26 protein-coding genes are annotated in these 26,401 nt (G+C 67.9%); 8 read left to right on the top strand and 18 right to left on the bottom strand.

All coding sequences use genetic code 11. From position 1 onward, the window contains the following. Window positions 1–41 precede the first annotated feature (41 nt). Window positions 42–725 (bottom strand): glycosyltransferase family 2 protein, encoded by a 684-nt coding sequence (locus D6860_RS09915; protein WP_157895883.1) that lies wholly within the window; start codon window positions 723–725, stop codon window positions 42–44. 200 nt (window positions 726–925) lie between these two features. Here D6860_RS09915 and D6860_RS09905 point away from each other — a divergent pair, with 200 nt between their 5' ends. Beyond that, window positions 926–1,738, top strand: coding sequence for a restriction endonuclease (locus D6860_RS09905; RefSeq protein ID WP_083697851.1), 813 nt, complete (start codon window positions 926–928; stop codon window positions 1,736–1,738). A gap of 77 nt (window positions 1,739–1,815) precedes the next feature. On the opposite strand, the gene D6860_RS09900 is transcribed toward D6860_RS09905, so the two are convergent. Then, complete coding sequence (locus D6860_RS09900) at window positions 1,816–2,097, bottom strand: DUF4186 family protein (protein WP_229743317.1); 282 nt, start codon at window positions 2,095–2,097, stop codon at window positions 1,816–1,818. A gap of 450 nt (window positions 2,098–2,547) precedes the next feature. Between D6860_RS09900 and D6860_RS09895 the strand changes: the two genes are divergently transcribed. Further along, the gene (locus tag D6860_RS09895; RefSeq protein ID WP_076624354.1) at window positions 2,548–3,732 is read left to right on the top strand and encodes a M24 family metallopeptidase; all 1,185 of its coding nucleotides are present in this window, start codon (window positions 2,548–2,550) and stop codon (window positions 3,730–3,732) included. Between the two features lie 24 nt (window positions 3,733–3,756). Here D6860_RS09895 and D6860_RS09890 read toward each other — a convergent pair whose 3' ends face one another. From D6860_RS09890 to D6860_RS09880, 3 genes are all read right to left on the bottom strand, one after another. Then, window positions 3,757–4,344, bottom strand: coding sequence for a hypothetical protein (locus tag D6860_RS09890; protein ID WP_083697852.1), 588 nt, complete (start codon window positions 4,342–4,344; stop codon window positions 3,757–3,759). 66 nt (window positions 4,345–4,410) lie between these two features. After that, entirely contained in the window at window positions 4,411–4,728 is a 318-nt protein-coding gene (locus D6860_RS09885) for a hypothetical protein (RefSeq protein ID WP_076624356.1), read from the bottom strand. A 398-nt stretch (window positions 4,729–5,126) separates the two neighbouring features. Further along, complete coding sequence (locus D6860_RS09880) at window positions 5,127–6,140, bottom strand: LacI family DNA-binding transcriptional regulator (RefSeq protein WP_017467976.1); 1,014 nt, start codon at window positions 6,138–6,140, stop codon at window positions 5,127–5,129. Between the two features lie 229 nt (window positions 6,141–6,369). On the opposite strand from D6860_RS09880, the gene D6860_RS09875 reads away from it, so the two are divergent. From D6860_RS09875 to D6860_RS09850, 6 genes are all read left to right on the top strand, one after another. Further along, on the top strand, window positions 6,370–7,353 hold the full coding sequence (locus tag D6860_RS09875; protein WP_076624357.1) for a substrate-binding domain-containing protein: 984 nt from the start codon (window positions 6,370–6,372) through the stop codon (window positions 7,351–7,353). A gap of 75 nt (window positions 7,354–7,428) precedes the next feature. Next, complete coding sequence (locus D6860_RS09870) at window positions 7,429–8,934, top strand: sugar ABC transporter ATP-binding protein (RefSeq protein ID WP_076624358.1); 1,506 nt, start codon at window positions 7,429–7,431, stop codon at window positions 8,932–8,934. Then, window positions 8,927–9,922, top strand: coding sequence for an ABC transporter permease (locus D6860_RS09865; protein ID WP_076624359.1), 996 nt, complete (start codon window positions 8,927–8,929; stop codon window positions 9,920–9,922). Before D6860_RS09870 ends, D6860_RS09865 begins: the two co-directional genes overlap by 8 nt. Then, the gene (locus tag D6860_RS09860; RefSeq protein ID WP_083697853.1) at window positions 9,919–10,962 is read left to right on the top strand and encodes an ABC transporter permease; all 1,044 of its coding nucleotides are present in this window, start codon (window positions 9,919–9,921) and stop codon (window positions 10,960–10,962) included. The genes D6860_RS09865 and D6860_RS09860 overlap by 4 nt, the downstream gene beginning before the upstream one ends. Further along, window positions 10,962–11,810 (top strand): sugar phosphate isomerase/epimerase family protein, encoded by an 849-nt coding sequence (locus tag D6860_RS09855; RefSeq protein ID WP_076624360.1) that lies wholly within the window; start codon window positions 10,962–10,964, stop codon window positions 11,808–11,810. Before D6860_RS09860 ends, D6860_RS09855 begins: the two co-directional genes overlap by 1 nt. Beyond that, on the top strand, window positions 11,810–12,451 hold the full coding sequence (locus D6860_RS09850) for a nucleoside triphosphate hydrolase (RefSeq protein ID WP_076624361.1): 642 nt from the start codon (window positions 11,810–11,812) through the stop codon (window positions 12,449–12,451). The genes D6860_RS09855 and D6860_RS09850 overlap by 1 nt, the downstream gene beginning before the upstream one ends. A 284-nt stretch (window positions 12,452–12,735) precedes the next feature. Here the strand turns inward: D6860_RS09850 and otnC are convergent, their stop codons facing one another. The 13 genes from otnC to D6860_RS09785 form a co-directional block, all read right to left on the bottom strand. Then, window positions 12,736–13,383: a 3-oxo-tetronate 4-phosphate decarboxylase gene (gene otnC / locus D6860_RS09845; RefSeq protein ID WP_076624362.1), complete on the bottom strand. Its 648-nt coding sequence runs from the start codon at window positions 13,381–13,383 to the stop codon at window positions 12,736–12,738. Then, the gene (otnK, locus tag D6860_RS09840) at window positions 13,380–14,639 is read right to left on the bottom strand and encodes a 3-oxo-tetronate kinase (protein ID WP_076624363.1); all 1,260 of its coding nucleotides are present in this window, start codon (window positions 14,637–14,639) and stop codon (window positions 13,380–13,382) included. The genes otnC and otnK overlap by 4 nt, the downstream gene beginning before the upstream one ends. A gap of 76 nt (window positions 14,640–14,715) precedes the next feature. Then, window positions 14,716–15,501, bottom strand: a complete 786-nt coding sequence (locus D6860_RS09835) for a hydroxypyruvate isomerase family protein (protein ID WP_076624364.1) — start codon at window positions 15,499–15,501, stop codon at window positions 14,716–14,718. Window positions 15,502–15,562: 61 nt separating this feature from the next. After that, window positions 15,563–16,324, bottom strand: a complete 762-nt coding sequence (locus D6860_RS09830; protein ID WP_076624365.1) for an SDR family NAD(P)-dependent oxidoreductase — start codon at window positions 16,322–16,324, stop codon at window positions 15,563–15,565. Beyond that, window positions 16,321–17,649, bottom strand: a complete 1,329-nt coding sequence (gene hisD / locus D6860_RS09825; RefSeq protein ID WP_076624366.1) for a histidinol dehydrogenase — start codon at window positions 17,647–17,649, stop codon at window positions 16,321–16,323. The genes D6860_RS09830 and hisD overlap by 4 nt, the downstream gene beginning before the upstream one ends. A gap of 46 nt (window positions 17,650–17,695) precedes the next feature. Further along, window positions 17,696–18,637 (bottom strand): 3-hydroxyacyl-CoA dehydrogenase, encoded by a 942-nt coding sequence (locus D6860_RS09820; protein ID WP_076624367.1) that lies wholly within the window; start codon window positions 18,635–18,637, stop codon window positions 17,696–17,698. Continuing rightward, on the bottom strand, window positions 18,637–19,524 hold the full coding sequence (locus D6860_RS09815; RefSeq protein WP_076624368.1) for an N-acyl homoserine lactonase family protein: 888 nt from the start codon (window positions 19,522–19,524) through the stop codon (window positions 18,637–18,639). The genes D6860_RS09820 and D6860_RS09815 overlap by 1 nt, the downstream gene beginning before the upstream one ends. A gap of 28 nt (window positions 19,525–19,552) precedes the next feature. Further along, on the bottom strand, window positions 19,553–20,116 hold the full coding sequence (locus tag D6860_RS09810; protein WP_017469069.1) for a hypothetical protein: 564 nt from the start codon (window positions 20,114–20,116) through the stop codon (window positions 19,553–19,555). Further along, on the bottom strand, window positions 20,109–21,143 hold the full coding sequence (locus tag D6860_RS09805; RefSeq protein ID WP_162277748.1) for a LacI family DNA-binding transcriptional regulator: 1,035 nt from the start codon (window positions 21,141–21,143) through the stop codon (window positions 20,109–20,111). Before D6860_RS09805 ends, D6860_RS09810 begins: the two co-directional genes overlap by 8 nt. 134 nt (window positions 21,144–21,277) lie before the next feature. After that, the gene (locus D6860_RS09800; RefSeq protein WP_076624370.1) at window positions 21,278–22,489 is read right to left on the bottom strand and encodes a sugar ABC transporter substrate-binding protein; all 1,212 of its coding nucleotides are present in this window, start codon (window positions 22,487–22,489) and stop codon (window positions 21,278–21,280) included. Between the two features lie 45 nt (window positions 22,490–22,534). Then, window positions 22,535–23,560: an ABC transporter permease gene (locus D6860_RS09795; protein ID WP_020480189.1), complete on the bottom strand. Its 1,026-nt coding sequence runs from the start codon at window positions 23,558–23,560 to the stop codon at window positions 22,535–22,537. Continuing rightward, on the bottom strand, window positions 23,557–24,549 hold the full coding sequence (locus D6860_RS09790) for an ABC transporter permease (protein WP_076624371.1): 993 nt from the start codon (window positions 24,547–24,549) through the stop codon (window positions 23,557–23,559). Before D6860_RS09790 ends, D6860_RS09795 begins: the two co-directional genes overlap by 4 nt. Beyond that, on the bottom strand, window positions 24,546–26,117 hold the full coding sequence (locus D6860_RS09785) for a sugar ABC transporter ATP-binding protein (RefSeq protein ID WP_093412095.1): 1,572 nt from the start codon (window positions 26,115–26,117) through the stop codon (window positions 24,546–24,548). The genes D6860_RS09790 and D6860_RS09785 overlap by 4 nt, the downstream gene beginning before the upstream one ends. Window positions 26,118–26,401 lie beyond the last annotated feature (284 nt).

Below are 26,401 nucleotides of genomic sequence, written 5' to 3'. Positions count from 1 at the left end.
TTGCCTGCGGCCCCGTCACCGGCCACGGCTGGCGTGGCTCCCTAGCGCCGTTCCAGCGGCGGCCAGATCCCGTGCCGGTCGTGCAGCCAGTCGGCGCAGGCCCGGTTGGCCGCGGCTCTATTGAGACCGTCGAGGGCGGCATCCTGCAGCGCATCCAGTGCCGAGCGTGGCGTGATCGCCCGGCGGGCAGCGGGCGCCTCGACAAGCGGGACGCCCCGGCGCGCAAGCTGGCCCGAGATCCAGACGTCATCGACCGACCACGCTTCGGGCGGCGGATGGAAGAGCGCCTCGTCGAACATCCCGGCGTTCAGCAGAAGCCCCGCGAAGCCTTGCGCGATCGGCGGCCCCTGCCGTTTCAGCCGGCGCACGGGGAAGGACGATCCCGCCACGGCGACACCCGGCCGGCGCGCCCCGAGCAGCGCCGCCAGCCAGCCCGGCCCGTAAAGCCAGTCGTCGTCACAGACGACAAGGTCGTGGCCGGCGCCTCCGACCTCGCGCAGCGCCGGAAGGAGCTTCAGCACCGGCCCGGGGTCGTCCTCCGATCGGACAAGGCGCACCCCGGCGGGCAGCGGCGGCGGAACGACCGGCTCCGGAAAGCGGCGATAGTGCCGCGGCAGGCAAAGCAGCACCTCGTCCGGCGCCGGGCGCTGCGCCAGCAGCGACTCGAGCGTCGGGCCGAGCGTCGCGAAGCGCGGCGGAATCGAGGTGAGTGAAACAACGACCATGCCTGCCATCGAACCGCTTGGCACGCTGCCGCGCAAGCCCCGCGCCGGCCCGGTCACATCCAGCCATCCCCGTGCGCCGATAGATCCGGAGTTATCTTGCACGCATAGGCTCTTAGGCGCCGATGTTCAGGTTGCGTGTTGCCGAAATGTTCCGCCCGTCGTAAGATGGGCGAAAAACCAATGACCAAGGCGCACGAGCAATGAAAAAAGACCACGAGCCCGCGTTGGGCCTCATCACGGTCGCCGCGCTGGGGGCGGCGGGCTACGCCTTCTACACTCTCGATACGTTCACCGCCGCGGCCATTGCCCTTCCGGCGATCGTCGTGACCTACCTTGTCGTCCTGTTCGCGGCGGCACGGCTCTTCGGGCTCACGCTGTCGGCCGGCAAGAAGCGCGAGCTTGCGCGATACGTGCGCACCCACTCGGGCGCGCTGTCGAAGAATCTCCGGCTTGCGGTGCGCAAGAACGACTATGGCCGGATCGAGGCGGACGAGCGCGAGGAGTGCGTGCGCGAGTTCCTCGACAGCATCGAGCTGTCGTTCAATCCGTGGCGTGTCGAGGCGGCGGCCATCGACTTCGTGCTCGCCGAGATCGAGCGGGTCGAGGCCGATGCCCGCGCGGGCGGGTTCGACGCCGATGGCTACCCGTCGGACCCGGCGGAATTCGAGCATTGGTGTGCCGAGCAGCTGCGCCGCTTCGGCTGGGAGGCCGATGTCACCAAACGCGGCTACGACCAGGGCATCGACATCGTCGCCCGGCGCGGCGCGCTGGTCGTGGGGCTGCAGGTCAAGCGCTACAATTCGCCCGTCGGAAACAAGGCCATCCAGGAAGCCGTCGCCGGTCGCAGCCACTACGGTCTTGCAGCGGCGGGGGTGCTGGCCACGGCGGGATTTACCCCAAGCGCGCGCCGGCTGGCCGCGAGCACGCAGACGGTGCTGCTCAGCCCCTACGACCTGCCGCACATGGACCGCGCCTTCGGGCTCGAGACCGTGCCCGAGGCCTGGGCCGGCTGAGCGCTAGCGCCTGTCTCCGGTCTGCCGGTCGATCCATTCCATCATCACGCCCACGACCCGGGCCTGCTCGGCCTCGGTCAGGGCGCGCCCGGCGGGCAGCCCGTGCCCCACTTGGCAAGGCAGGACCGGCAACAGGTGGCCGTGGCATGCTGCGCGACAAAGGCCGGGTGCCCTCGCATGGGCGTCTGGCGCCCGTCGTTTTTCGGCTGCGCGGGCGCGAGCCGCTGGCGGACGAAATCCGTGGCATGCGATTCGATGACCGCCCGGCCCTTCGTGTCGAGATAATCCCGTTCTTTCATGCCCAGGCGGAACCGCGACCGGAAGCGCGAGCGGGCAAGGCGTTCGAACAGCATCTCCATGAGGGTCTCCGGTGACGGATCGTGCCGCGAGGGCGACATACGGCTCTGCGGATCAGGGTAAACCCGACATGAGTATCTTTAAAGGAGGAGGAGGGGGAGCGGCGACCCCCAGGGAGGAGGAGAGAGGGTCGCCGCAAATTCCCGGGGTCCAGGGAGGAGGAGAGAACCCCAAGAAATCCTGCAACGCCTGCTGGCGTCTTGCTGATAGAATTACCCATTGCTGCGACGCAGAACAATGGTCAGTATCGCAGACCTGAATTGCACCACGCGCATGGCGCGTTTCCCCTTCCCTGCCCGGCCACGATCCGCCCAGCGATGCGGCACTTCGGGCACCCTTGCGGGCCGCACGCCCCGGGACCGCATTCCGTGGCTCGAAATCGCCCTGAAACCAAGGTATCGCGGAAGGACACCCGGTCGTGTGATCCGGGACGAATTGTCAGGAGGTCCCCCATGCGCAACAAGCTCACCGCGTTCCCGGAGCAGGAATATCGCCGGAGACTCGAGCTTGTGAGATACGAGATGCACCAACAGGGCATCGACCTTCTCTACGTGACGAACCCGTCGAACATGAACTGGCTGACCGGCTACGATGGCTGGTCGTTCTACGTTCACCAGGGCGTTCTCATCACCTTCGATTCCGATCCGCTCTGGTGGGGCCGCCGGATGGACGCGAACGGCGCGCTGCTGACCGTCTGGATGCCCGACGACCACGTCTTCGGCTACCCCGACCGCTTCATCCAGAGCTCGCGGATCCACCCGATGCAGGACCTGTCGCAGCATATCCATGCGCTCGGGCTGGAAAATGGCGTGGTGGGCGTGGAAAAGGAGAACTTCTACTATTCGGCCAAGGCACATGAAGAGCTGACGAACATGCTCCCCGATGCCGAGTTCCGCGATGCGACCAACCTCGTGAACTGGCAGCGCCGGGTGAAATCCGAGCTCGAGATCGATTTCATGCGCCGCGCGGCGCGGATTTCGGAAAAGATCGTCGACGGCTTCATCGAGCGCATCGAGCCGGGCATGGCCAAGAACGACCTCGTCTCCGAGATCTACCGCGACGCCATCTCGGGGGCCGACGGTCACTGGGGCGACTATCCCGCCATCGTGCCGATGCTGCCGTCGGGCTCGGATGCGAGTGCGCCGCACCTGACATGGGACGGGCGCCCCTTCCAGAGCGGCGAGGCGACCTTTCTCGAGACCGCCGGCTGCTACCGCCGCTACCACGTGCCGTTCTGCCGGACGGTGTTCCTTGGCGAGATGCCCGACCACATGAAGCGGGCCGAAGAGGCGCTGCTCGAAGGGCTCGAGGCCGGCATCCACTGGGCGCAGGCCGGCAACCGGGCCTGTGACATCGCCAACGCGCTGGCGGTGCCGCTCGAGCGCGCCGGGATCGAGCGCGGCGCGCGCTGCGGCTACTCGGTCGGGCTCAGCTACCCGCCGGACTGGGGCGAGCACACCATCAGTCTGCGGCCCGAGGACACCACGGAACTCGAACCGGGGATGACCTTCCACTTTATGCCGGGTCTGTGGATGGACGACTGGGGAATCGAGATTACCGAGACCATCCTCATCAAGGAGGACGGCGCCGCCGAGCCGCTGGCCAAGCGCCCGCGCGAGGTCGTGGTCAAACCGTAGGAAGGAACCGCGCCGGATGCCGTGTCAGCGCGACGCGCCGTTGAGCTGACGCGCGATCCGCATCCAGCGAAAGACCATCATCAGCCCCAGCGTGGTGACGACGAGGCCGAGCAGATCGCCTGCAGCGTATGTCGCCACGATGGATGCCATGTGGTCGGGCAGGATCCTGTCAGAGAACACGAACGCCTGGCCGACCGAGTTCAACACCGAGGCCAGCACGCCGACCAGCAGCAGCGCGCGCCAGTCCACCCGGCGCTCGCGTCCGGCGTAGAGCGGCCTGCCGACGAGCCTGAACACTTCGAAGGCCACCAGTGCCGAGCTTGCGCCGATGGCGATCGAGGCGATCAGCACGGGGTCGGTGATCGAGCCGAATTCGGCAGGCGTGAAAAGCACCTCCGAGGCCGCCGCCCCGAGGCAGAGCGGAGGGAAGGCCCGCCAGCCCAGCAGCCAGGCGGACAGCACCCGCACCCCGTGCGGCAGGTAGAGGAGGCTGGCAAACAAGGTTACGTCAGGGAAGAGCTGGTTCTGCAGCGGCGTGATCAGAAGCGCCGTCAGACCGTGGCACAGGACGTAGGCGAGGATCACCACCGGGTAGGATTGAAGGGAAGTCACGTCTCGGCTCACTGAAAGTCTGGCATTGCTGGCGTTTTCGCGTGACGCGGTGCCCCGGGGGCGCCGCTAGCGCGAGGTCAGCTCGGGGTCGATGCGGTCACTGCGCACCGTGTAGGTCTTGGCGCGAGAGCCGTCTGCCCGTTCGAGAAAGCCGCAGTTCAGAAGGCGACGCATCGCGCGATAGAAGGTCGCCTGCGTCACCGAGGTCAGCAGCGGATGCGCGCGGATCTGCTCGGAGCTGACCACCGCGCCGGTGCCTTCGCTCAGGCTGTGCGCTGCCAGCAGCACGTCCCTCTCGATGCGGCTCAGGGTGTCGAGCCCGACATCGTGCTCGAGCTGGCTGAGCATCTCGCGAAGCTGAAAGATCGAGGTGAGCTTGTCCATTTCCCTACCGTCCTTCCGGACTGTTGCAACCTGAGCTAAACGGTCAGATCAGAAATTATCGTAATGATAATTTCTTGGATTCGTCAATTCGACGTGCTAGTTATGCGACTGCGTTGAGTCCGTGAGTGAACCCGGCGCTGTAACTTTTGAGTACCTTACCCCTCGGCAACTTCGGTTGTCGAGGGTATTACGGTTGACCAGAGACCGCACTGACCTCCGTTCCACGCAAGCCATTGACCCGGCGCAGGGTGAACATCCGCCCCACCCGAAATCGGATTCTGACCCCACCGTACCTGCCATTCCCGCTCGGGCTGACATTGCGCAGACCGCCCTTCCCGCGGCACCGCGAGCTTGCAACGGACATCTCGCGTTGTCGCCCGGCATCCGCTGGCCGCGGGTCATCGGCTGCCCGCGCGGTAGAGCTCGGGCTGGACGATCTCGACACTGGGCGGACCGCCGGCTTCCAGCAATGCAAAGGCACGCTGAATGAGCATCTGGTGGCGCTGGCGGATCATGTGGACCGGGAACCGCAGAAGCTGTCCGAAAGGCTCGTAGTCGAAACACCCGACCGCGCAGCGCTGCAACTCTGCCTCGGGCAAGGTCGCGAGAAAGCGCAGCACCCCCTCGAAAACGCTGTCCGAGTTGATGAACAATCCGGCCGGGAGCCGCCCGAGATGCGCGTAGAGATCGGCGATGGTGAGGGTCGCGGCGCCGACGTCGTAGCTCGTGGCAAGGATGTGGTCTTCCGGCGCAGCGCCGAGCCGCGCGTAGAGCGCCGCCTTGTAGCCCTCGATCCGGTTGGCCGTCGCAGGCAAGCCCCTGTCGCCGCCGATGAAGTAGGGCCCCTCCCCCGCGGCAAGGCTTTCGGGAACCATCGAGGCCATGATCTCGTCGGTGAGGATGCGCGCGCCGTTGCGGTTGTCGGTCACCACCGACGCCGCGAGGCTGCACGGCTGGTCGACGAAGACATGCGGGATCCGGGCCGCCTGGCACTGGCGGCTGATCTCGTCGGGCGCAGCGGCACCGGCGACGAACAGCGCGTCGATGGAATAGGCGGTCAGGTCGGCGACCGTAGTGCCCTCTTCCTCGGGGTCGCGGTCGGTCGAGACGATGACCGGGCATTGCCCCCGCGCGCGGACCTCGCGCGAGAACGTCTGGGCGATGTTCGAGAAGAAGCGGTTGTAGTCGGGAATGAGCAGCGCCACGAGTCCGGAGTTCGAGGTCCGCAGCCCCCGCGCCTGAAGATTCGCCGAGTAGCCGAAATCGCGCGCGGCCTGGATGATCCGCTCGGCGGTTTCCTTCTTGATCCGCCGCTTCTTCCACGACCCGTTGAGCGCGGCACTGACCGTCGAGGGCGACGCACCGACCCTTTCGGCGATGTCGTAGATCGTTCTTTTCTGCTTGTCCGTCATGTGGTTGGTCGCAGCTTTCGAAAATTTCCCGGCCCGAATGAATTCGCCATGTTGACAGTCTGCGCGATCCGGGTGTTAGATTGCAACATCGATTGTGCGGACCAATTCCCCAATTGATCGCCACGCAACTGGAGGGGTTACGTGGTTTTCTTAGGGAAGAGTGCACAACCGATTGTGCAACATCGGAGACCAGAGGGCGCATGATTTCCTGCGCCGAGGGAGGACAGACATGAAGTTCAAGGGTTTGATCAGCGCGATTGCGCTTGCCGCGGGGCTTGCCTCGGCGGCCCACGCCGAGACCAGCATCGGTGTCGTGGTGAAGATCGGCGGCATTCCGTGGTTCAACGCGATGGAAGACGGCATCGAGCGCCGCGCCGAGGAGCTTGGCGTCGAGGCCGAGATGATCGGCCCCGTCTCCGCCGACCCCGCGCTGCAGGTGCAGGCCATCGAAGACCTGATCGCCAAGGGCGTTGACGTCATCGGCGTGGTGCCCAACGACGAAGCCGCGCTCGAGCCGGTCCTGAAGAAGGCCCGTGACGCCGGCATCAAGGTGATCTCGCACGAGGGCCCCGGCCTCGAGAACGTCGACTGGAACTTCGAGCTGGCCTCGGCCGAGGGCTTCGGAGAGGCGCATGCGCAGCTGCTGTCGGAGAAGATCGGCGACGAGGGCGGCAAGTACGCGGTCTACGTCGGCTCGCTCACCGTGCCGCTGCACAACGCCTGGGCCGATGCCGCCATCGCGTGGATGCAGGAGAACCGCCCCGACCTCGAGATGGTCGGCGACCGCTACGGCGTGGCCGAGAACGTCGACGACAGCCGCTCGACGGCGCTTGACCTGATCGCCGCGAACCCGGACCTCAAGGGCTTCCTCGCCTTCGGCAGCCAGGGCCCCATCGGCGCGGGCCGCGCGGTCGAAGAGCGCCGCAAGACCGGCGAGATCTTCGTGCTCGGACCGTTCTCGCCCGGTCAGGGACGCAAGATGATCCACAACGACGTGCTCTCGGGCGGGTTCATGTGGAACCCGGCACAGGCCGGCGAGGTCTTCGTCTCGCTCGGCAAGATGCTGGCTGACGGCGAAGAGATCACCGCCGGCACCGAGATCCCCGGTCTCGGCACGGTCGAGCCCGACGTCGAGGGTCACGACATCATCACGGACAACCTGCTCGAGATCAACGAGTCGACCGTGGACGAACTGGCCGACATGGGTCTCTGAGCCCTCTTATCCTCCCCGGCGGGGCGGCCCTCGTGCCGTCCCGCCACCCAGACTTTCCCCGACAGGATGGATGACATGACAACTGCCAAGGCAGACCGCTACGCCTTGCGCTTGCGGAAGGTCTCCAAGGCCTTCGGCGGCGTGCAGGCGCTCAACGCGGTGGACTTCGAGGTCCGCGCCGGAGAGGTGCATTGCCTCGCCGGCGAGAACGGATGCGGCAAGTCCACGCTGATCAAGGTGGTGACCGGCGTTCACCAGCCCGAACAGGCCGAGCTGATCGAGCTGTTCGGCGAACCCGTCGACAGCATCACCCCCGTTCAGGCCCGCCAGATGGGCGTTTCCGTGATCTGGCAGGACCTTGCGCTGTTTCCCCACATGAGCGTGGCCGAGAACATCGCCTTCGACAGTCTCGTCGGGCTGCGCCCCGGGCTTTCGCGCACCGGCGCGATGACCGAGCGGGCGCGGGCCGTGCTCGACCGGCTGGGCGTGACGCTCGACCTCGGCGCGCCGCTCAACGATCTTCCCATCGCGCAGCGGCAGGTGGTCGCCATCGCGCGGGCGCTTATGAACGATGCGCGGCTGATCTTCATGGACGAGCCGACCGCTTCGCTGACACAGTCCGAGACCGACCGGCTACTCGACATCGTGCGCAAGCTCTCGGCGGACGGCGTGGCCATCGTCTTCGTCAGTCACCGTCTGGCCGAGGTGCTCGACATCGCCGAGCGTGTCACGGTCGTCCGCGACGGCAACCTCGTCGGCGTCTACCCCACCGAGGGCATGAGCCAGGCCCGCTTGGGCGAGCTGATGACCGGCCACCACATCGAGCACGAGGTCGACGTTCGCGACCGGCCCGAGGCCCGCCCGGTGTTCGAGGTCACGGGCCTGTCGCGCCATGGCGAGTTCGAGGACGTCTCGCTGACCATCCGCGAGGGCGAGGTGCTGGGGCTCACGGGCCTCATCGGTGCCGGCCGCACCGAGCTTGCCCATGTGCTGATGGGCATGCGCCGCGCGAACGCCGGCACCATGCGGCTCGAGGGCGCGGCCTACCGTCCGACCAACATCCGCGAGGCCATCGCGCGCGGCATGGCCTACGTCTCCGAGGACCGCCTGTCGCTGGGTCTGCTGCAGAAGCAGTCCATCGCCGACAACACCGTGATTTCCGCGCTGCACAAGCTGCTGGAGCCCACTGGCCTGCTCTCAGAGCGGAAGAAGGACGCGCTCGTCCGTCACTGGATCAAGGAGCTGGGCGTGAAGATCGGCCAGCCCGAGGATGCCATCTCGACCCTGTCGGGGGGCAACCAGCAGAAGGTCGTGCTGGCGAAATGGCTCGCCACCGATCCGAGGCTGCTGATCCTCGACAGCCCGACCGTTGGCGTCGACGTCGGCGCTCGGGCGGGGATCTTCCGCATCGTGCGGCAGCTGGCCGACGCCGGGCTCGCGATCCTGCTGATCTCGGACGAGGTGACCGAGGTGATGTTCCACTCGGACCGCATCCTGCACATGGCCGACGGGCGCATCGTCTCGGAAATCGACCCGCGCGAGATCACCGTGCCCGAGCTCGAGGAGCGAATCTATGCGTAACCTGTTCCGAACCCACAAGATCGAGATGCGGCTCGCGGTGGTGCTGGCGCTTCTGTGCCTGTTCCTTTCGGTGAGCGCGCCGCAATTCGCCACGCTGAGCAACATCACCTCGCTGTTCAACAACAGCGCCGTGAACCTGATCTGGGCGGTCGGCCTGCTGGTGGTGCTGATCGCCGGCGGCATCGACATCTCCTTCGCCGTCGCGGCCTCGGTGGTGCAATACGTCGCCGCGAAGCTGCTGATCGGCATCGGCGGCGGCAACTGGCTGCTGGGCTTCCTGTTCTGCGGCTCGCTCGGCATCCTGCTGGGACTGCTGAACGCCTGGCTGATCCACGGCTTCCGCATCATCTCGATCGTGGTGACCATTGCCACCTTCAACGCCTTCTTCGGGCTGCTGATGTTCTTCACCGGCGGGCGCAACATCTACAACCTGCCCGACTGGTGGACCGCGCGGATCTTCATCTTCGAGTACGAGAACGCGCAAGGCATCTGGTCCGAGCTGACGCTTGCGGTCGCCGTGATGATCGGCTGTGTCGCCGCGACATGGCTGCTGCTGCGCCATACCAACATCGGCCGGCAGCTCTATGCCTTCGGCGACAACCCCGAGGGCGCCCGCCGCGCTGGTGTCAACATCGCCGCGATGCAGGGCATCGCCTTCGGCTGGAGCGGCCTGATGGCCGGCATCGCGGGCCTCATGCAGGTCAACATCGTGAAGGAAGTCGTCCCCAACGCGCTTTACGGACGCGAGCTCGACGTGCTGGCCGCGGTGGTGCTGGGCGGAGCCCGTCTCGGTGGCGGGCGCGGTTCGATCCTCGGTGCGGTGCTGGGGGTGATGTTCGTCGCGGTCACGCAGAACGGCCTGAACCTGCTCGGCATCTCGCCCTTCGCCTTCCAGATGATCATCGGCGCCGCGATCCTGATCGCGATCTCCACCTCCAACGTCGATCTCTCGGAACTCTTCCACCGCCGGAAAGGAGGCCGCGCATGACCCCGTCCAACACGACCGCCAAGCCCAAGGCGCGGGCCGAGGCCCGGCAGCCGGGCGGACTGAAGCGCCTGGTCGGCGGCGAGAACGCCGGTCTGCTCATCCTGCTCGCTCTGCTCGTTGCGGCCTTCTCGATCGCCTCGCCGCGGTTCCTGACCGGCGCGAACCTCGGCTCCATGGGGTTCCAGATGCCGCTGCTGGGCCTGCTCACGCTGGCGATGCTGGCACCCATCGTCTCGGGCGGGCTGAACCTCGCTATCGTCTACACCGCCAACATCAGCGGCCTGACGCTTGCCTGGACCTTCATGCAGCTCGGCGGTGCCGACGCGGGGATCATGGCGCTGATCCTCGGGACCGTCGCGGCGCTGGCGGTGGGGGCCGCCTCGGGCGCGGTGATGGGCGCCGTCGTCGCCTATGTCGGCGCGCACCCGATCCTCGTGTCGCTGGCGATGATGATCTTCCTGCGCGGTCTGGGCGAGTTCCTGACCCGCGGCGGCGACATCTCGGGCTTTCCCGACTACATGCGCACGCTCGGCCACGGCAGCCTGATGGGCCTGCCCGTCCCGCTGATCATCTTCGCGCTGGTGGCGCTCGGTTGGCACATCCTGCTGCGCCGCACGCCGCACGGGTTCTCGGTCTACATGACCGGATCGAACATCAAGGCGGCGGAATACGCGGGCCTGCATACCAAGCGCACGCTGGTGCTGATCTATGCCCTGTCGGGAGTGCTCTGCGCCGTTGCCGGCATCCTGATGGCGGCGCGCTTCAACTCGGTCCGCGTGGGCCACGGCGAGGCGATGCTGCTGATCACCGTGCTGGCCTGCTTCCTCGGCGGGATCGACCCCTTCGGCGGGCACGGCCGGGTGATGCCGGTCATCATCTCGCTGGTCATCCTGCAGGTGCTGTCCTCGGGGCTGAACCTCGTGGGGGCGAACCAGCACCTCTCGACGGCCGTCTGGGGCCTCTTCCTGATCGCGGTCATGATGATGCGCTCGCGCCAGGCCGCACAACTCTACCGATTTATCCTCAGAAAGGACACATGATGGAAGGTTTTGGCGTTCATACGAGCATGTGGACGATGAACTGGGACCGCGAGGGCGCCGAGCGCGCCGTTGCAGGCGCCCTTGAATACGGCGTCGACTTCATCGAGATCCCGATGCTGCGTCCGTCCGAGATCGACACCGCCCACACTGCCGCGCTGCTCGAGAAGAGCGGCCTGCGCGCGATCTGCTCGCTCGGCCTGCCCGAGCAGTACTGGGCCTCGGTCAATCCTGAGGGCGCGATCGAGTACCTGCAACTGGCGATCGACAAGACCAAGGCCTGCGGCGCCGAGGCGCTTTCGGGCGTCACCTTCGGCGGCATCGGCCAGCGCACCGGGACGACCCCGACGCAGGGCGAATACGACAATATCGCCAAGGTGCTGGACGCGTCCTCGCGCTACGCGAAATCCGTCGACCTTCTCTTCGGGATCGAGCCGGTCAACCGCTACGAGAACCACCTCATCAACACCGGCTGGCAGGCGCGCGACATGATCGAGCGCGTCGGCTCGGACAACATCTTCATCCACCTCGACACCTACCACATGAACATCGAGGAAAAGGGCGCCGGCAACGGCATTCTCGATGCCCGCGACTACCTGAAGTACATCCACCTGAGCGAGAGCGACCGGGGCACCCCCGGCGAAGGCACTTGCGATTGGGACGAGATCTTTGCCACCCTGAAGGCCATCGACTTCAAGGGAGGGCTCGCCATGGAGAGCTTCATCAACATGCCGCCCGAGGTGGGCTTCGGGCTGGCCGTGTGGCGCCCGGTGGCGGAAAGCCACGACGAGGTGATGTCGAAGGGCCTGCCGTTCCTGCGCAACAAGGCCGCGCAGTATCGGCTGATCTGATGAGCCGGGCCACCGATCTGGAGGGGCTCGTCGCAGAGTCCCTCCGCCTGCTCGACCAGCCCGGGCGACAGGTTCTGGCCATCGCCGGCGCGCCGGGCTCGGGCAAGAGCACGACCGTCGAAGCGCTGCACACGCGGCTCGAGGCCGTGCGTCCGGGCGAGAGCGCGGTCCTTCCGATGGATGGGTTCCATTACGACGACGCGGTGCTGCGACAGATGGGGCGCCTTCCCTGGAAGGGCGCGCCCGACACCTTCGACGTGGGCGGGCTGCGCTCGGCGCTGACCCGGCTGCGCGCCGACGACGAGGACACGGTGGCGGTGCCGGTCTTCGACCGCGATCTCGAGATCTCGCGCGGCTCCGCGCGGCTCGTGCCCTCGACGGTCCGTCTGATCCTGGCCGAGGGAAACTACCTGCTTCTGGACCGCGCGCCGTGGTCGGCGTTGCATCCACTGTTTGACCTGACCTGCATGATCGACGTGCCCGAAAGCGTGCTGGCCGAACGGCTGCGCGCACGCTGGGTGGGCTACGGTCTCGACGCCGAGGCGATCCGTCACAAGCTCGACGGGAACGATCTGCCGAACGGGGCCACCGTGCGCGGGCAGAGCATTCCGGCAGATCTCGTGTTCGCCATGGAGAGCTAGGCGAGTCCTGCGTCTGTCTGGTCTGTGTGCGGGCCGGCCTGGAAATCGCTGCGCTCTGCCGATGAGGCGCGCGCCCTGTCCGCCATCCGCGCGAAGCATCAAAGGCGGGGGAACATGGGGGCCGGTCGACCAACCGGTACGACCCGCCCCCATCCGGGACTCGTTACACCACGACACCTATCCCAGAGGCCGGGGCCGGCGCGAGTGAGCATAGGGATCACGTGCTGGACACGCGGATGGGTGTCCTATCCCGAAGGATAGGGTCGCCGCAGTGCCCTGGGCCCTCAGTCCCAGTCGGGCTTGTGGATGCGGACCAGTTCCATCACCTCGGCATCGCTCAGCAGCACCGGGTCGCGGTCGCGCAGAAGAAGCGCCAGCTTCGAGGTCTCCTCGAGCTCTTCCATGGCGTAGAGCGCCGCCTCGAGGTCCTTGCCCGCGACGACGGGGCCATGATGCGCGAGGACCATCGCCGAGCGCCGTCCGGCGAGCCCCCGCACCGCTTCGCCCATGGCCGGATCGCCGGGCCGGAAGTAGGGCAGTCGCACGACCTTGCCGAGCCGCATGATCGAGTAGGCGGTGAGCGGCGGCAGCATGTTCTCGGGATCGACGTCGCGCAGCATCGACAGCGCCGTCGAATGGGTCGAGTGCAGGTGAACCACCGCGCCGGTGGACGCGCGGGTGTCGTAGAACGCCGTGTGCAGCGGCATTTCCTTGGTCGGCCTGTCGCCGTCGATGTGCCGGCCCTCGGCATCGAAACGCGACAGCCGGGCGGGATCGAGCGTGCCCATCGACGCGCCGGTCGGCGTCACCAGCAGCCCGCCGTCCGGCAGCCGGGCCGAGATGTTGCCCGAGGCGCCGCCGGTCAGCCCGCGATCGAAGATCGACCTGGCGATGGTGCAGATCTGCTCGCGCAGCGCGGTCTCGGCGCTCATGCTTCGCCCTCCCCGGTGCCGAGGATGCCGGCGGCGGTCTCGAAGAAGTCATCCTCGCCGAAGTTGCCCGACTTCAGCGCCAGCGTGAGGTCCCCCGCGCGCAGCGCCGGGGCGCCGGGCGCGATCTCGGGGCCGATCTCCAGCGCGTCGATGCCGAGGCCTTCGACCACCGCGCCGGAGGTCTCGCCCCCGGCCGCGATCAGCCGGGTCACGCCGCGCGCCACGATCTGCCGGGCAACTTCGGCGAAGAGGGCCTCGAGCGCGCTGGCAGCACGGTCCCGGCCGTATTCCTCCTGAACCGCGCGCACGGTTTCCGGGTCGGCGGTGGCATAGGCGAGCGGCAGTTCGTCCGCGTGCCGCATGATCCAGTCGGTCACGTCTTCGGGCGTCGTGCGGCCTTCGATCACGTCGCCGGCGACGATCCGCAGCGCCGGGTGCGACGCGGCATGCCGGGCGACCTGCGCGCGGGTCTGGCGCGAACTCGATCCGGCGAGGATGGCGCAGGGCCCGGCGTTGCCGCGCCACGCCGCGCCGTCCCCTGAGAGCTTGCCCCGCTCGCGGAAATTGGCGGGCAGCCCCATGGCGATGCCCGATCCCCCGGTGACCAGCTTCAGCCCCGCGCAAGCGGCGCCGATGGCCATGAGGTCGGCGTCACAGACGGTATCGACGACCTGCATCCGACGCCCCGCTTTGGCCTCGGCCTGCATCCGGGCGCGGATGGACTCTGCCCCGCCATGCACGGCGTCGAAGGGCACATGCCCCACCGGCTCGGAGAGTTGAAGGGCCAGCCAGCGCCGGATGTCGGGGTCGGTCATCGGGGTCAGCGGATGCGCCTCCATGCCGCTTTCCGAAAGCAGCGTATCCTTAACGAAGAGATGGCCCTGGTAGACCGTGCGGCCCGCCCCGGGAAACGAGGGGACGACCGGCACGATCGAGGCGCCCAGCCGGTCGGCGAGTGCCGCCGCAACGGGGCCGATGTTGCCCTGGGGCGTGGAATCGAAGGTCGAGCAATACTTGAACACGATCTGCTCGCAGCCCTGCGCCAGCAGCCAGTCGAGCGCGGCAAGCGAGGCGCGGACCGCGTCCTTGACCGGGACGGTGCGCGATTTCAGCGCCACGATCCCGGCCTCGACCGAGGGCGCCGCTGCACCCTGCGGCACGCCGCTGTATTGCGTCACCGCCATGCCGGCCTTGGCCAGCGTGTTGGCGATGTCGCTCGATCCGGTGAAATCGTCTCCGATCACGCCCAAAAGCATGTGTCGCTCCCTCGGGGTTTGGTCTCCCGCGCGCAGGCGGGGCATTGTTGGTCTTCGGCGAGGCCGGGCACCGGCCTCACGCGGCGGCGCGGTCAAAGGCCTCGGCCATCGCGCGCAATTCCGGCAGGCCGTCCTCGACCGTGCTCGCGGGCAGGTATTCGCAGCCCACCCAGCCGTCGTAGCCGCGCGCCGCAAGATGCGCGAGGAACCGCGCCATGTCGACCGTGCCGCCAAACGGTTCGCGCCGGTCCGGGACCGAGGCGAACTGGACGTGGCCGACATGCGGCGCGGCGCCGTCGTATTCCGCTTCGGGCGACAGGCCCTCGCGGCCGACGTGGTAGGCGTCGAACATCAGCCGGGTGCGGGCGAGCCCTGCGCCTTCGATGATCTCCAGAGCCTGTTCGGGCAGGTGATAGAAATAGCCCGGCTTGTCGTGGCGGTTGAGCGGCTCGAGCAGCAGCGTCAGTTCGGGCGCGGCCTCTTCGGCCCAGCGGAGGTTCTCGGCCATCGCCGCGCGGCCCGCCGCGTCGAAGGCGGTGATCCCGGCCATGACGTGCACCCTGCCCGCGCCCGCCTCGCGCGCGTAGTCGGCGGCGCGGTGAAAGCTCTCGCGGAAGTCGGCCTGCCGCCCGGGCAGCGCCGCGAGTCCCGACTCTCCGGCCGACGTGTCGCCGAGCGGCGAGTTGAGCGCGAGCAGCCGCACGCCCGCGTCGGCGCAAGCCCGGCGCACGTCGGCTGCGGGCACGTCGTAGGGCCAGTGCAGCTCGACCGCCGGAAAGCCCGCCGCGCCAGCGTGTGCGATGCGGGTGAGCAGCTCCTCTCCGGACCAGAGGAAGCCGAGATTTGCCGAGAAACGCTTCATCCTTGGCCTTTCGTTGGTGTTCGTGGCGCGACACGCGGGACCGCGGCGCGCAGGTGGCAGGCTAGTCCGCCGTCCAGCCGCCGTCGAGCATCAGCGCGCTGCCGGTCATCAGCGCCGAGGCGTCTGAGGCAAGGAACACCGCCGCGCCGGTCACGTCGTCCACCTGCCCGAGGCGCCCGAGCTTGATCTTCGACAGCACCGAGGCGCGAAACGCGCTGTCCTCGAAGAACGGCTTCGTCATCGGGGTCTCGATGAAGGTCGGGCAGATCGTGTTGACCCTGATGCCATGCTCGCCGAGTTCGACCGCGAGCGCTTTGGTAAAGCCCTCGATGGCCCATTTCGAGGCGCAGTAGAGCGTCCGGTCACGGGCCCCAACGTGCCCCATCTGCGAGGACATGTTGATGACCGAGCCGCCCTGCCCCGCCGCCACCATGCGCCGGGTGACCGCACGGGCGCAGAACATCGCGGCCTTGAGGTTCAGCCCCATGACCGCGTCGTAATCCGCCTCGGTGACCTCCGAGAGCGGTTTCGGGCGGTTGGTGCCGGCGTTGTTGACGAAGACGTCGAAGGGCGCGCGCGCCACGACTGCCGCCTCGAAGGCGGCGATGTCGGTCACGTCGAGCGCCAGCGCCTCGGCAGCAAGACCGGCGGCGCGCAGCTCTGCCGCCGCGGCCTCGATCTCGGGCGCGGTGCGGGCGCAGAGGGTCACCTCCGCCCCCGCTTCCGCGTAGGCCTGCGCGATGGCGAGGCCGATGCCCCGCCCCGCGCCGGTCACCAGCGCACGCCTGCCGTCGAGCCGGAAATCGGGCAGCATGGCCGTCATTCCGCCGCCTCGCGATAGGGTGCGGCCGCGCCGTAGGGCACGTTCTGCCCGCCGTAGCGGCGCACCCGGATGTTGCACTGCTCGGCGTGGCCCACGAAGCCCTCGAGCATGCACAGGCGCGAGCCGTATTCGCCGATCAGCGTCGCGGCCTCGTCGGTGGTCACCTTCTGGTAGCTGTGGGTCTTCAGGAACTTGCCGACCCAGAGCCCGCCGGTGTAGCGGCCCGCCTTCTTGGTGGGCAGCGTGTGGTTGGTGCCGATCACCTTGTCGCCGTTGGCGACATTGGTCCGCGCCCCGAGGAACAGCGCCCCGTAGGAGTGCATCTTCTCGAGGAACCAGTCGTCGCGGTCGGTCATCACCTGCACGTGCTCCGAGGCGATGTCGTTGGCCACGTCGAGCATCTCGTCGTAGCTGTCGCAGACGATGACCTCGCCGTAGTCCTGCCAGCTCACGCTGGCGGTGCCGGCGGTGGGCAGGATCTCGAGCAGCCGGTCGATCTCGCTCAGGGTGTCCTCGGCAAGCTTGCGCGAATTGGTCACCAGCACGGCGGGCGAGTTGTAGCCGTGCTCGGCCTGCCCCAGCAGGTCGGTGGCGCAGAGCTCGGCGTCGACGGTCTCGTCGGCGATCACCATGGTCTCGGTCGGGCCGGCGAAGAGGTCGATGCCGACGCGGCCGAAAAGCTGGCGCTTGGCCTCGGCCACGAAGGCGTTGCCGGGGCCGACCAGCATGTGCACCGGCTCGATGGTCTCGGTGCCGATGGCCATGGCGCCGATGGCCTGAATACCGCCCAGCACGTAGATCTCGTGGGCACCGCCGAAGTGCATGGCGGCGATCACCGCCGGGTTGGGCTTGCCCTGGAACGGCGGCGTGCAGGCGATGATGCGCGGCACCCCCGCAACCGAGGCGGTGGCCACCGACATGTGCGCCGAGGCGACCATCGGGAACTTGCCACCGGGCACGTAGCAGCCCACCGACTGCACGGGGATGTTCTTGTGCCCGAGGATCACGCCCGGCATCGTCTCGACCTCGAGGTCGAGCATGGTGTCGCGCTGCGCCTGCGCGAAGTTGCGCACCTGCTCCTGCGCGAACCTGATGTCGGCGACCTCGCGCTCGGAGAGCTGGCCGATCAGATCGTCGATCTCCTGCTGGCTGAGGCGGAAGCTCTCAGGGGTATAGCTGTCGAATTTCTCCGACAGCTCGCGCACCGCGACATCACCGCGGGCCTCGATGTCCTTGAGGGTGGATTCCACGATGCCGCGGGTCTTGGCGTCGTCCTCGGCCCGGTCGGCCTCGGGCATGCCGCGTTTGAGATAGGTCACTGACATGGTGTTTCCTTTCGAAGTCGGAGAATGGGGAAGCGGGCCGACACGGTCAGTCGGTCAGCCCCTGCGATGTCTTGAAGGCCACGAGCCGCGAGAGCTTGGCGTCGCGCCAGGCGCGGCGCTCGGCGAGATCCTCGGCGGGAAGCGCGGCGCGGCGTTCCTCGGTGGCCCTGGCGATGACCGCGTCGGGCCAGGGCCCGCGCGGCGGCGTGCGCACCATCCCGGCATAGAGACCGCGCAGCCGGGCGGCGTAATCCTCGATGCCGCCGGGCGCGTTGAGGTCGATGGTCTCGAACGGCCCCATGAACGACCAGCGCAGGCCGAGACCGTGCGCGATGGTCGCGTCGATGTCGGCAAGGCTCGCGATGCCGTCCTCGTAGAGCGCCCAGGCCTCGTTCAACAGCACGCCCTGAAGACGGTTCAGAACGAAGCCGTCGATCTCGCGCGTGAGGCGCACGGGCACCTGTCCGACCTCGCGCATGAGGTCGGCGACCTGCTCGACGCCCTCCGCCGCGGTCCAGGGCGCGGGCACGATCTCGACCACCGGCACGAGATGCGGCGGGTTCACCGGGTGCGCGATCATGTAGCGGTCGCGGTTGCTGCAGTCTTCGGTGAAACGCGAGGCGGGGATGCCCGACGAGGACGAGCCGACAAGCGTCGCCGGGCCGATGGCGGCGTCGAGCTCGAGGCTGACGGCGGTCTTGGCCTCGACCGTCTCGAACACCGACTCCTGCACGTAGAAGGCGCCCTCGACCGCCCCGGCCAGCGTGTCATGCACGCTGAGCCGCGCCAGCACGGTCTCGGGGTCGTCCACCAGTCCGACCTCCTGAAGGTCGGCAAGACTGTCCTTCGCCCACGACAGGATGCGCCCGCGCACCTCTTCCGAGGGGTCGTAGGCGCGGACGGTATAGCCCGCGCGGGCGAAGACGAGCGCCCAGCCCGAGCCCACGAGGCCCGCACCGACGATGGCGATGGTTGTGTTGTCGGTCATCAGGACACCTTCGAGCTTTCACCGTCGGCAAGGCAGATCTCGGTGATCCGCAGGCCCTCTTTCGAGATCCGCGACGGGAAGGTGTCGTTCAGTCGCTCCTCGTGGATCGGGATCACGCGGCGCGCCTCGTAGCCCGCCTGCGACATCATCTCCTCGGTGGCGAGGATCAGGTTCGTCTGGCTGCCGACGGCGAGGCCGACCGGGGTATACATCTCCTCGACATCGACGACCGAGCCGTCGTTGGTGATGTTGTCGAACTGGTAGACGAGGTCGCCGGCCAGAACCCAGGTGTCCTCGGACTGTTTCTTGCCGTCGTTGCGCACGGTGACCCACATCGAGCCCCAGGTGTGGCTGTCGGGCGCGGCGTGCAGGTCGATGCCGGGCAGCACGTCCTCGACCGCGCCGTCGACGGTCACCAGCCGCTTGTCGCGGGCAAGATCGACGCCGCGGACGATGTCGCCGGGGTCGACCGCGACCATCATCCAGCGCATCCGGTCGGGCAGCGACATCGCCCAGACCCACTTCGAGATCTCGCGCTCCTGGATGTAGAATTTCGTGTTCGGGAAGTCCTCGACGTTGCCGAAGTGATCAAAGTGGGCATGGGTGATGAAGCAGGTGTCGACCTCTTCCGGGGTCACGCCGACCTCGGCCAGCACGGTCTTGGGGTCGCGCCAGTTCTCGACGCCGAACCGGTCGCCGAGGGTCTTGCCGTAGTCCTTGTCGTTGTAGCCCACGTCGACCATGGCGACATGATCGCGGCCCTTGATGACGACGTAGCAGTAGGGAAGCTTCACGTAGCCTTCGTTGTGCGCGCCGTAGAGCACGCCGCTCTTGTGGTAGTTCGGCACGTAGCTGTACTCGAGCACCCAGATGGAATAGTCAGCCATTCTTCTCCTCCATGGAACAGATGTTGTTTCAGCGGCTTGGCTGCTGGCCGCAGCAGCAGCAGGCCTGTGACAGGTCGACCATCTCGAGCCCGGCCTTCGCGGCGCTGGCGGCGCGCAGATGGGCGTAGGCGCGTTTGACGAGCAGCCCGGCGCGGTCGAGATCGGCGGCGAGCGCCTCGCCGCCCCGCGCCTGTGAGAACGTTCCCATCGCAAGGCGTGAGAATTGCAGCGCGGCATCGAGCTGCGCCTTGTGCGCCTCGGTCCCGGTGGGCACCTTCAGCGCCCCCAGCCGGTCGCGCGCCTGTGCCGCCCGCGCCTCGCAGGCGGTGTATTCCGGCAGGTCTGTGACCTGACGCTGCGCGGTGAGCTGCGCGAGGATCACCAACCCCGAGATCTGGCCGATGATGCGGCGCAGGTCCTCGTAGACCGGGCGGCAGGCGGCGGCGTAGCGCGCCACCGCGTCCGATCCGAGCGTGACCGCGAGTTCGTCCGGCGACGCCACGGTCTCGGGCAGCGGCCCGCCGAGCGACAGCACGCAGTCGGGTTTGTGCGACTGCGCGAGCCGCGTGAAAAGATGGGTCTGGTCAGTCATCGGCCCTCCTCCGGTCCATGACGGTGTTGCGCTCGACAAGCCTGCCGGGCGGGATGTGCAGGATGCGCTGCGCAACGTCTGTCGAAGTCGCCAGATCGGAGGCGAGCTTCACGGTCGCATCCATCATCTTCTCGAGCGGCTGCGCGACGGTGGTCAGCCGGTGCGACGGCCAGCCGGCCATGGCGATGTCGTCATATCCCACCACCGAGATGTCCTCGGGCACCTTCAGCCCGATGCCCTCCTGCACGCCCTCGATGAAGCCGATGGCCACGATGTCGTTGGCACAGAGCACCCCGTCGGGGCGGCGCGGCAGGTCCTTGACGGCCAGCCCGGCCTCGTAGCCGGCCTCGTAGGTGAAGCGCCCGGCCTCGATCACCTGCGGCGCGACAAGTCCGCGCCGGGTGGCTTCCTCGCAGAAGCCCTGATGCCGCTCGACGTTGGTCGAGGCATCGGGGAAGGCCGAGACGTAGAGCAGCTCGCGGTGGCCGAGGTCGGCGAGATAATCTGCGGCGAGGCGACCGCCCGCGACGTTGTCGCAGGAGATGCCGTAGCCGAGCCCGTCCTCGGACAGGCGGTTGAAGAAGATGACCGGCGCGCCGGCGGCCTCGCAGCGCTCGCGGGCATGGGATTTCAGGTTGGTCGCCAGCACGATCATCAGGTCGGGCTGGTAGCTCAGCAGCAGATCGACCGCCTCGTCGGTGCCGTCGGCCTGCTCGGCCGAGGCCAGCATGACGTTCATCCCCTGCTTCTGCAGCAGGCTCGTGAGCCGGGTCATCACCTCGGGGTAGAACGGGTTGGTCAGGTCCGAGACCACCATGCCGACGATCTGGGTCTTCTTGGTGATGAGACTCTGGGCGAAAGGGTTGGGCCGGTAGCCGATCTCATGCGCGCGCTCCAGCACGATCTTCCGGGTCGCCTCGGCGATGACCGCATCGGGGTAGAAGGCCCGCGAGACGGTCGACACCGACATGCCGAGATCCTTTGCGAGATCCTTCACCGTGATCCGGCTGCGCTTTGTCCTAGGCATCGTCTTTTCCATTTTTCCGTTTTCTGCCTGAAAAGCGAGTGTCCCTGATGTCGGCGCAGAGTCCAACGGCTTGCGGTCGCCGCGATGGCGTGGAATGGCGCCCGCCGCCGGAGGGCGGGCGCCGATGGCATGGCTTACGGCTGGACCGTCGCCGCGACCTTGGTCAGCTTGTAGAGATCCTCGGGCGCGTCGCAGCGGGTGCAGTTGATGCCCGGCTCGTTGGCCGCCTCGGTCACCTCGGCGGGCAGCGGCTGGATCTCGGCGCCCTCGACCGGCGTGCCGTTCAGCGCCGACTCCACGTTGACCTCGGGCAACAGCTCGGGGTTCAGCACCTCGGAGACGAAGGAGGTCGGCACCTTGCTCGGCGGGAAGACGTTGCAGCCGCTCTCGTAGCTGTCGCCCTCGCAGACCTTCACCGCGTCCGCCGGCACCCAGGGCAGCGGATACTCGATGTTCATCGGCTCGAGCTCGCGCTTGCCGGTGAGGATCTCCATCGCGAGCTTGAAGGCATAGCCCGATTGCGCCGGCGGCGAGCCCGCCGAAACGCCTGCGAGGCCCTTCTCCTGCATCTCGGGGTCGGCCAGCGCGAGACGGAAGCCCGCCGAGTTCTCGCCGGTCATCGGCACCAGCCGGTCGCCCGCGTCGAGCATCGCCTGGATCGCGCCGTATTCGCCCGCCTGCGCCCAGATGCCGTCGACGTCGGGATGCGCGGTCAGCGCCTTGGCGGTTTCCTGCTGCGTGGTGCGGTCGTCCCAGTAGGAATAGTATTCCGCGACCACCTCGATCCCGGGATACTGGCCGAAGATGTGCATCGCGCCGTCGGTGTGGCGCTGGTCGACCGAGTTGCCCGGCACGCCGCGCGACAGGAAGATCTTGCCCTCGCCGCCCAGCTCGTTGACCAGCGCCTGCGCAGTGTTCTCGCCGAAGCCCGCCGAAAGGTAGCTGACGTTGTAGGCGCAGCTCTCGGTCACCGTGGCGTCATACATGAAGAACAGCACGCCCTCCTCGCAGCCGCGATTGATCGTGCGGTTGAGCGCCGTCGAGGAAATCGGGAAGCTGATGATGGCGTCCGCGCCCTCGTCGATCATGCTCTCGTAGGCCGAGATCTGTGCCTGCGGGTCGGTGCCCGAGATCACCTCTTCGAGCTCGACCATCTCGTCGTAGGGCGGCGTCTGCGCCAGCGCCTTGACGATGTTCGCCGCCTCGGACTGCCAGGCGTTCCCGGAGTAGGACAGGCTCAGGTAGACCTTGAACTTCTCCTGGGCCTGCGCCGCGTTCGCGAGCCCCAGCGTGGCCGCCGCGAGCGCGAGCCCCGCCGCCGTCGTCTTCAGTGCAGTCGTCTTCATGTTGTCTCTCCTCCTGACAAGTCTGACGTTCCACGCGCCCGGTCCTCAGCGACCGAGACCGCGCAGTTTCTGGAAAAGCTCCTCGCGCAGCAGCAGCAGCGCCGCGAGAATGATGGATCCCTCGATGATCGTGCGCAGGCCGAATTCGAGCCCCAGCGCCGAGATGATGGTGCCGAGGATGGTGAGCAGCAGCGCGCCGCCCACGGTCCCGAGGAAGGTGCCCCGCCCGCCGAGGATCGACGAGCCGCCGATCACCACGGCGGCAATCGAGGGCAGCAGGTAGTCGTCGCCCATGCGCAGCGTGGCGCCGTTCGAGTAGCCGACCAGCGCGATGCCGACGAAGCCGGCGCAGACGGCGCTGATCACGTAGGGCAGGATCCGCACCAGCGCGACCGGAACACCGGCGTTGCGCGCCGCGTCGACGTTGGTGCCGACGGCGTAGAGATAGCGGCCGTAGACGGTGCGGCTCTGGAACAGCCAGCCCGCGATGGCGAAGATCACCAGCGCCACGACCGGCGTCGGCAGGCCGAGGACCTGGCTCTTCATCAGCGCGACGGCGGCGTCGGGCGCGGCGCCGCGCGGCGTGCCGCGGGTATAGCCCAGCAGGCCCGAGGCCACGATGATCGACATCGCCATGCTCATGATGAACGGCGGCACGCGCAGCCAGAGGACGCCCGCGCCGGTGGCCAGCCCCACGAGCCCGCAGGCCGCCAGCACGCCGGGCAGCAGGTACCATTCTCCAGGGTTGCCGGCGCCCACCCAGCTCGTCGCGAGGATGCCGCCCATGGTGATCGTCGCGGGCAGCGACAGGTCGAGACCGCCGGTCAGGATCACCACGCCCTGCCCGAAGGACAGCACCACGAGGAAGAAGCCCAGCACCAGAACGGTTTCCACCTGCGACCACGAGCCGAGGGCGGGGTTGATGAGCCGCGCGCTCAGCAGCAGCAGCACGCACAGGATCGCGACGCTGACGGTGCTGACGGTCTCGCGGGTGAGCCTGGCACTGCCGCGTGTGTCTCCGGTCTGGGTGAAGCCGGTCTCGGGGGTGGCGGTCTTGCTTGTGGCGGTCATTTGCGGTCTCCGAGGCGAACGAGGAAGGCGCTGAAGACGACGGCGAGGATCAGCACCGCGCCCTGGAACATGCCGGTGTAGAACGACGCGATCCCGGCCGAGAACAGCACCTTTTGCAGAAGCGTGAGCGTGGCCGCGCCCATCATCGTGGCGAAGACGCCGCCACGGCCGCCCGACAGCGAGGTGCCGCCGAGCGCCACCGCGGCAAAGGTCAGCATCAGCAGCGGCGTGCCCGACGACGGGTTGCCGGTGGCGGTCTGGGCGCTGAGCATGAAGCCCGCGAGCCCGTAGGCGCAGCCCGCCACCACATGCGCCAGCAGCCGCACGCGGGTGGTGTTGATGCCCGAGAGCGCGGCCGAGCTCTCGTCGGCGCCGATGGCGTAGAGCGAGATGCCGAAGGGCGAGCGCCGCAGCACCATCCAGATCACCAGCACCAGCCCGAGCACCAGCCCCGACACCGGGATCACGCCCCACAGCCGGTCGGTCATCTCGTAGGAAATCCACTCGGCGACCCAGCCGCCGGGCGCCTTGAGGATCACCAGCGCGATGCCCTGGCAGATGATCATGGTGGCCAGCGTCGCGGCGATGGACTGGAGCTTCAGCACCGCCACGAGGTAGCCGTTCACCACGCCCACCGCCGCGCCGATGGCAAGGCAGATCAAGACCGAGACGGCGGCGCCGCCCGGCCCTTCCAGCGGATAGACGGCGAGCACCACGTTGCAGATCGAGATCACCCCCGCGACCGACAGGTCGAAGCCCCGGCTGATGACGATGATCGCCTGCCCGGCGGCGGCCAGTGCCAGCGGCGCGGTGTTGTTGATCAGCGCCGCGATCGAATAGGAGGTCAGCGCCTTGGGCTGCTGCACGGCGTAGAGCACGTAGAGCAGCACGTAGACCATCACGATCAGCCCGGCACCGGTCAGGAAGCGGGTGGCAAGTCCGGGGCGGCTGTCGTGGAACGTCGGGTGTTGCAGCTGCGCGTCGGTCATGCGGGCACTCCTTCGGTAGTCTCCGGGGCGACGTGGCCCAGCATGGCCGCGACGAGGGATTGCTCGGTGATCTCGGCGGCCTCGAAATGGCGGGTGATGCGCCCGACGTAGAAGGCGAGGCAACGGTCGGCGAGCTGGACGATCTCGGGAAGCTCGGACGAGTAGAACAGCACCGCCCCGCCCTCGTCGGCAAAGGCGCGGATGGCGGCGTAGATCGACTGCTTGGTGCCCACGTCGACGCCGCGCGACGGGTCGAACAGCAGCAGCGTCTTGGCGCCGGTAGCAAGGGTCCGGGCGATCAGTGCCTTCTGCTGGTTGCCGCCCGACAGGTCGCCGATGGGAAAGCTCAGGTAGCGCGGGTTCATCTCGACGCGGTCGGCGGCGGCCTGCGCCACCGACATCTCGCGCCCCTGCGAGATCAGCGTGCCGCGCGCCGCCTGCCCCATCACCGGCAGCACCACGTTGGTGGCGGCGCTGAGACCGGAGAGGATGCCCTCGGTCTTGCGCTCTTCGGGCAGGTAGGCGATGCCGCTCCCGGTCTTCAGCGCGTCGCGCGGGCCGGACAGTTTCACCGGCGTGCCGTCCACCTCGATCCGGCCGGAATGCGGGCTTTCAAGGCCCGCGAGCATCCGGAACAACTCCTGCTGCCCCTGCCCTTCCAGCGCCGCGACCCCGAGGATCTCGCCGGGCCGCAGGTCGAAACTCATGTCGTGCAGGTCGTGCCCCGACAGCCCGCTGACCGCCAGTCGCGCCGGCGCGTCCGAGGCGGGCCGCTTGGCGCGCGGCTTGCGCTCGTGGGCGGATTTCCGGCCCACCATCATCTCGAAGATGTCGCCGTCGGACGCATCGCCGAGGTCGACCGAGGCGATGGTCGTGCCGTTGCGCAGAACGGTGGCCTCGGTGCAGATCTCGCGGACCTCGGCAAGCCGGTGCGAGATGTAGAGCACCGCGACCCCGCGCCGGGTGGCCTGCCGGATCTGGTCGAACAGCCAGTCGGTTTCCGCGAGCGAGGCGGTGGGCTCGTCGAGGATCAGCACCTGCCCCGCGTTGTCGATGGCGCGGGTGATCTCGATGCGCTGCCGGTCGGCGAGCGCCAGCTTGGCAACCTCGGCGGCGGGGTCGATCCGCTCGAGCCCGTGGCGGGCGAGGATCTCGGCCCCGGCCTCGAGCGTGCGCCGCGTCGAGACCATGCCGGCGAAGGCGCGCGGGAGATCGGGCAGCAGCAGGTTCTGCGCGACGCTCAGGTTGGGAACGAGGCTCAGCTCCTGGAAGGCGGTGGCGACCTTGCGGGTGCGGGCATCGAGCAGCGACTGCAGCGCGTAGGGCGCGCCGTTCAGAAGCATGGTCCCCGCGTCGGGCGCGACGGCACCGGTCAGGATGCGCACGAGCGTGGATTTGCCCGCGCCGTTCTCGCCCAGCAGTGCGTGAACCTTCCCCGCCGCGAGCGAGATGTCGGCATGCTCCAGCGCCACGGTGGCGCCGTATGCCTTGTGCAATCCTGCAGCGCTCAGCGCGGCGCGCTCCGCACCGGGCTCGGCTCCCGAAGGCTCGGGCCGATCGTCGAACATGGTGGTCTCCTCCCTGCGTCCCCGAGGTCGTTCCGCGCAATGGGAACGTTCTCTGAGAACGTTCCCATTAGCAGCATCTAAAGGGATTCGCGTCAAGACCTTCATGAGGATTTGCCGCCACAGGCCGCGCGACGCATCGCGCGCCATTCAGATTAGGTATTAGATTTCATAATCTTGCGGGCAGATCTGCTCGAACGCATTTCCTTGCACAGCACCGGCGCCGTCGCGGCGCAATGCCCGCAGCCGCCGGTCGCGAAACGAAAAACGCCCCGGCACGTTGCATG

The sequence above is a fragment of the Salipiger sp. D13 genome (genome assembly GCF_003703915.1).
In the GTDB taxonomy this organism is placed as follows: Bacteria; Pseudomonadota; Alphaproteobacteria; order Rhodobacterales; family Rhodobacteraceae; genus Salipiger; species Salipiger profundus.
This window is presented reverse-complemented; position numbering and strand designations above follow the sequence as displayed.

Coding starts and splice junctions, on each gene's coding strand:
- hisD (WP_076624366.1), bottom strand. CDS start 17,649: ATGTCAGTGACCTATCTCAAACGCGGCATGCCCGAGGCCGACCGGGCC.
- D6860_RS09915 (WP_157895883.1), bottom strand. CDS start 725: ATGGTCGTTGTTTCACTCACCTCGATTCCGCCGCGCTTCGCGACGCTC.
- D6860_RS09820 (WP_076624367.1), bottom strand. CDS start 18,637: ATGACCGACAACACAACCATCGCCATCGTCGGTGCGGGCCTCGTGGGC.
- D6860_RS09855 (WP_076624360.1), top strand. CDS start 10,962: ATGGAAGGTTTTGGCGTTCATACGAGCATGTGGACGATGAACTGGGAC.
- D6860_RS09850 (WP_076624361.1), top strand. CDS start 11,810: ATGAGCCGGGCCACCGATCTGGAGGGGCTCGTCGCAGAGTCCCTCCGC.
- D6860_RS09800 (WP_076624370.1), bottom strand. CDS start 22,489: ATGAAGACGACTGCACTGAAGACGACGGCGGCGGGGCTCGCGCTCGCG.
- D6860_RS09835 (WP_076624364.1), bottom strand. CDS start 15,501: ATGAAGCGTTTCTCGGCAAATCTCGGCTTCCTCTGGTCCGGAGAGGAG.
- D6860_RS09785 (WP_093412095.1), bottom strand. CDS start 26,117: ATGTTCGACGATCGGCCCGAGCCTTCGGGAGCCGAGCCCGGTGCGGAG.
- D6860_RS09905 (WP_083697851.1), top strand. CDS start 926: ATGAAAAAAGACCACGAGCCCGCGTTGGGCCTCATCACGGTCGCCGCG.
- D6860_RS09880 (WP_017467976.1), bottom strand. CDS start 6,140: ATGACGGACAAGCAGAAAAGAACGATCTACGACATCGCCGAAAGGGTC.
- D6860_RS09895 (WP_076624354.1), top strand. CDS start 2,548: ATGCGCAACAAGCTCACCGCGTTCCCGGAGCAGGAATATCGCCGGAGA.
- D6860_RS09815 (WP_076624368.1), bottom strand. CDS start 19,524: ATGGCTGACTATTCCATCTGGGTGCTCGAGTACAGCTACGTGCCGAAC.
- D6860_RS09900 (WP_229743317.1), bottom strand. CDS start 2,097: ATGGAGATGCTGTTCGAACGCCTTGCCCGCTCGCGCTTCCGGTCGCGG.
- D6860_RS09865 (WP_076624359.1), top strand. CDS start 8,927: ATGCGTAACCTGTTCCGAACCCACAAGATCGAGATGCGGCTCGCGGTG.
- D6860_RS09810 (WP_017469069.1), bottom strand. CDS start 20,116: ATGACTGACCAGACCCATCTTTTCACGCGGCTCGCGCAGTCGCACAAA.
- D6860_RS09830 (WP_076624365.1), bottom strand. CDS start 16,324: ATGACGGCCATGCTGCCCGATTTCCGGCTCGACGGCAGGCGTGCGCTG.
- D6860_RS09860 (WP_083697853.1), top strand. CDS start 9,919: ATGACCCCGTCCAACACGACCGCCAAGCCCAAGGCGCGGGCCGAGGCC.
- D6860_RS09795 (WP_020480189.1), bottom strand. CDS start 23,560: ATGACCGCCACAAGCAAGACCGCCACCCCCGAGACCGGCTTCACCCAG.
- D6860_RS09875 (WP_076624357.1), top strand. CDS start 6,370: ATGAAGTTCAAGGGTTTGATCAGCGCGATTGCGCTTGCCGCGGGGCTT.
- otnK (WP_076624363.1), bottom strand. CDS start 14,639: ATGCTTTTGGGCGTGATCGGAGACGATTTCACCGGATCGAGCGACATC.
- D6860_RS09870 (WP_076624358.1), top strand. CDS start 7,429: ATGACAACTGCCAAGGCAGACCGCTACGCCTTGCGCTTGCGGAAGGTC.
- D6860_RS09885 (WP_076624356.1), bottom strand. CDS start 4,728: ATGGACAAGCTCACCTCGATCTTTCAGCTTCGCGAGATGCTCAGCCAG.
- D6860_RS09805 (WP_162277748.1), bottom strand. CDS start 21,143: ATGCCTAGGACAAAGCGCAGCCGGATCACGGTGAAGGATCTCGCAAAG.
- D6860_RS09790 (WP_076624371.1), bottom strand. CDS start 24,549: ATGACCGACGCGCAGCTGCAACACCCGACGTTCCACGACAGCCGCCCC.
- otnC (WP_076624362.1), bottom strand. CDS start 13,383: ATGAGCGCCGAGACCGCGCTGCGCGAGCAGATCTGCACCATCGCCAGG.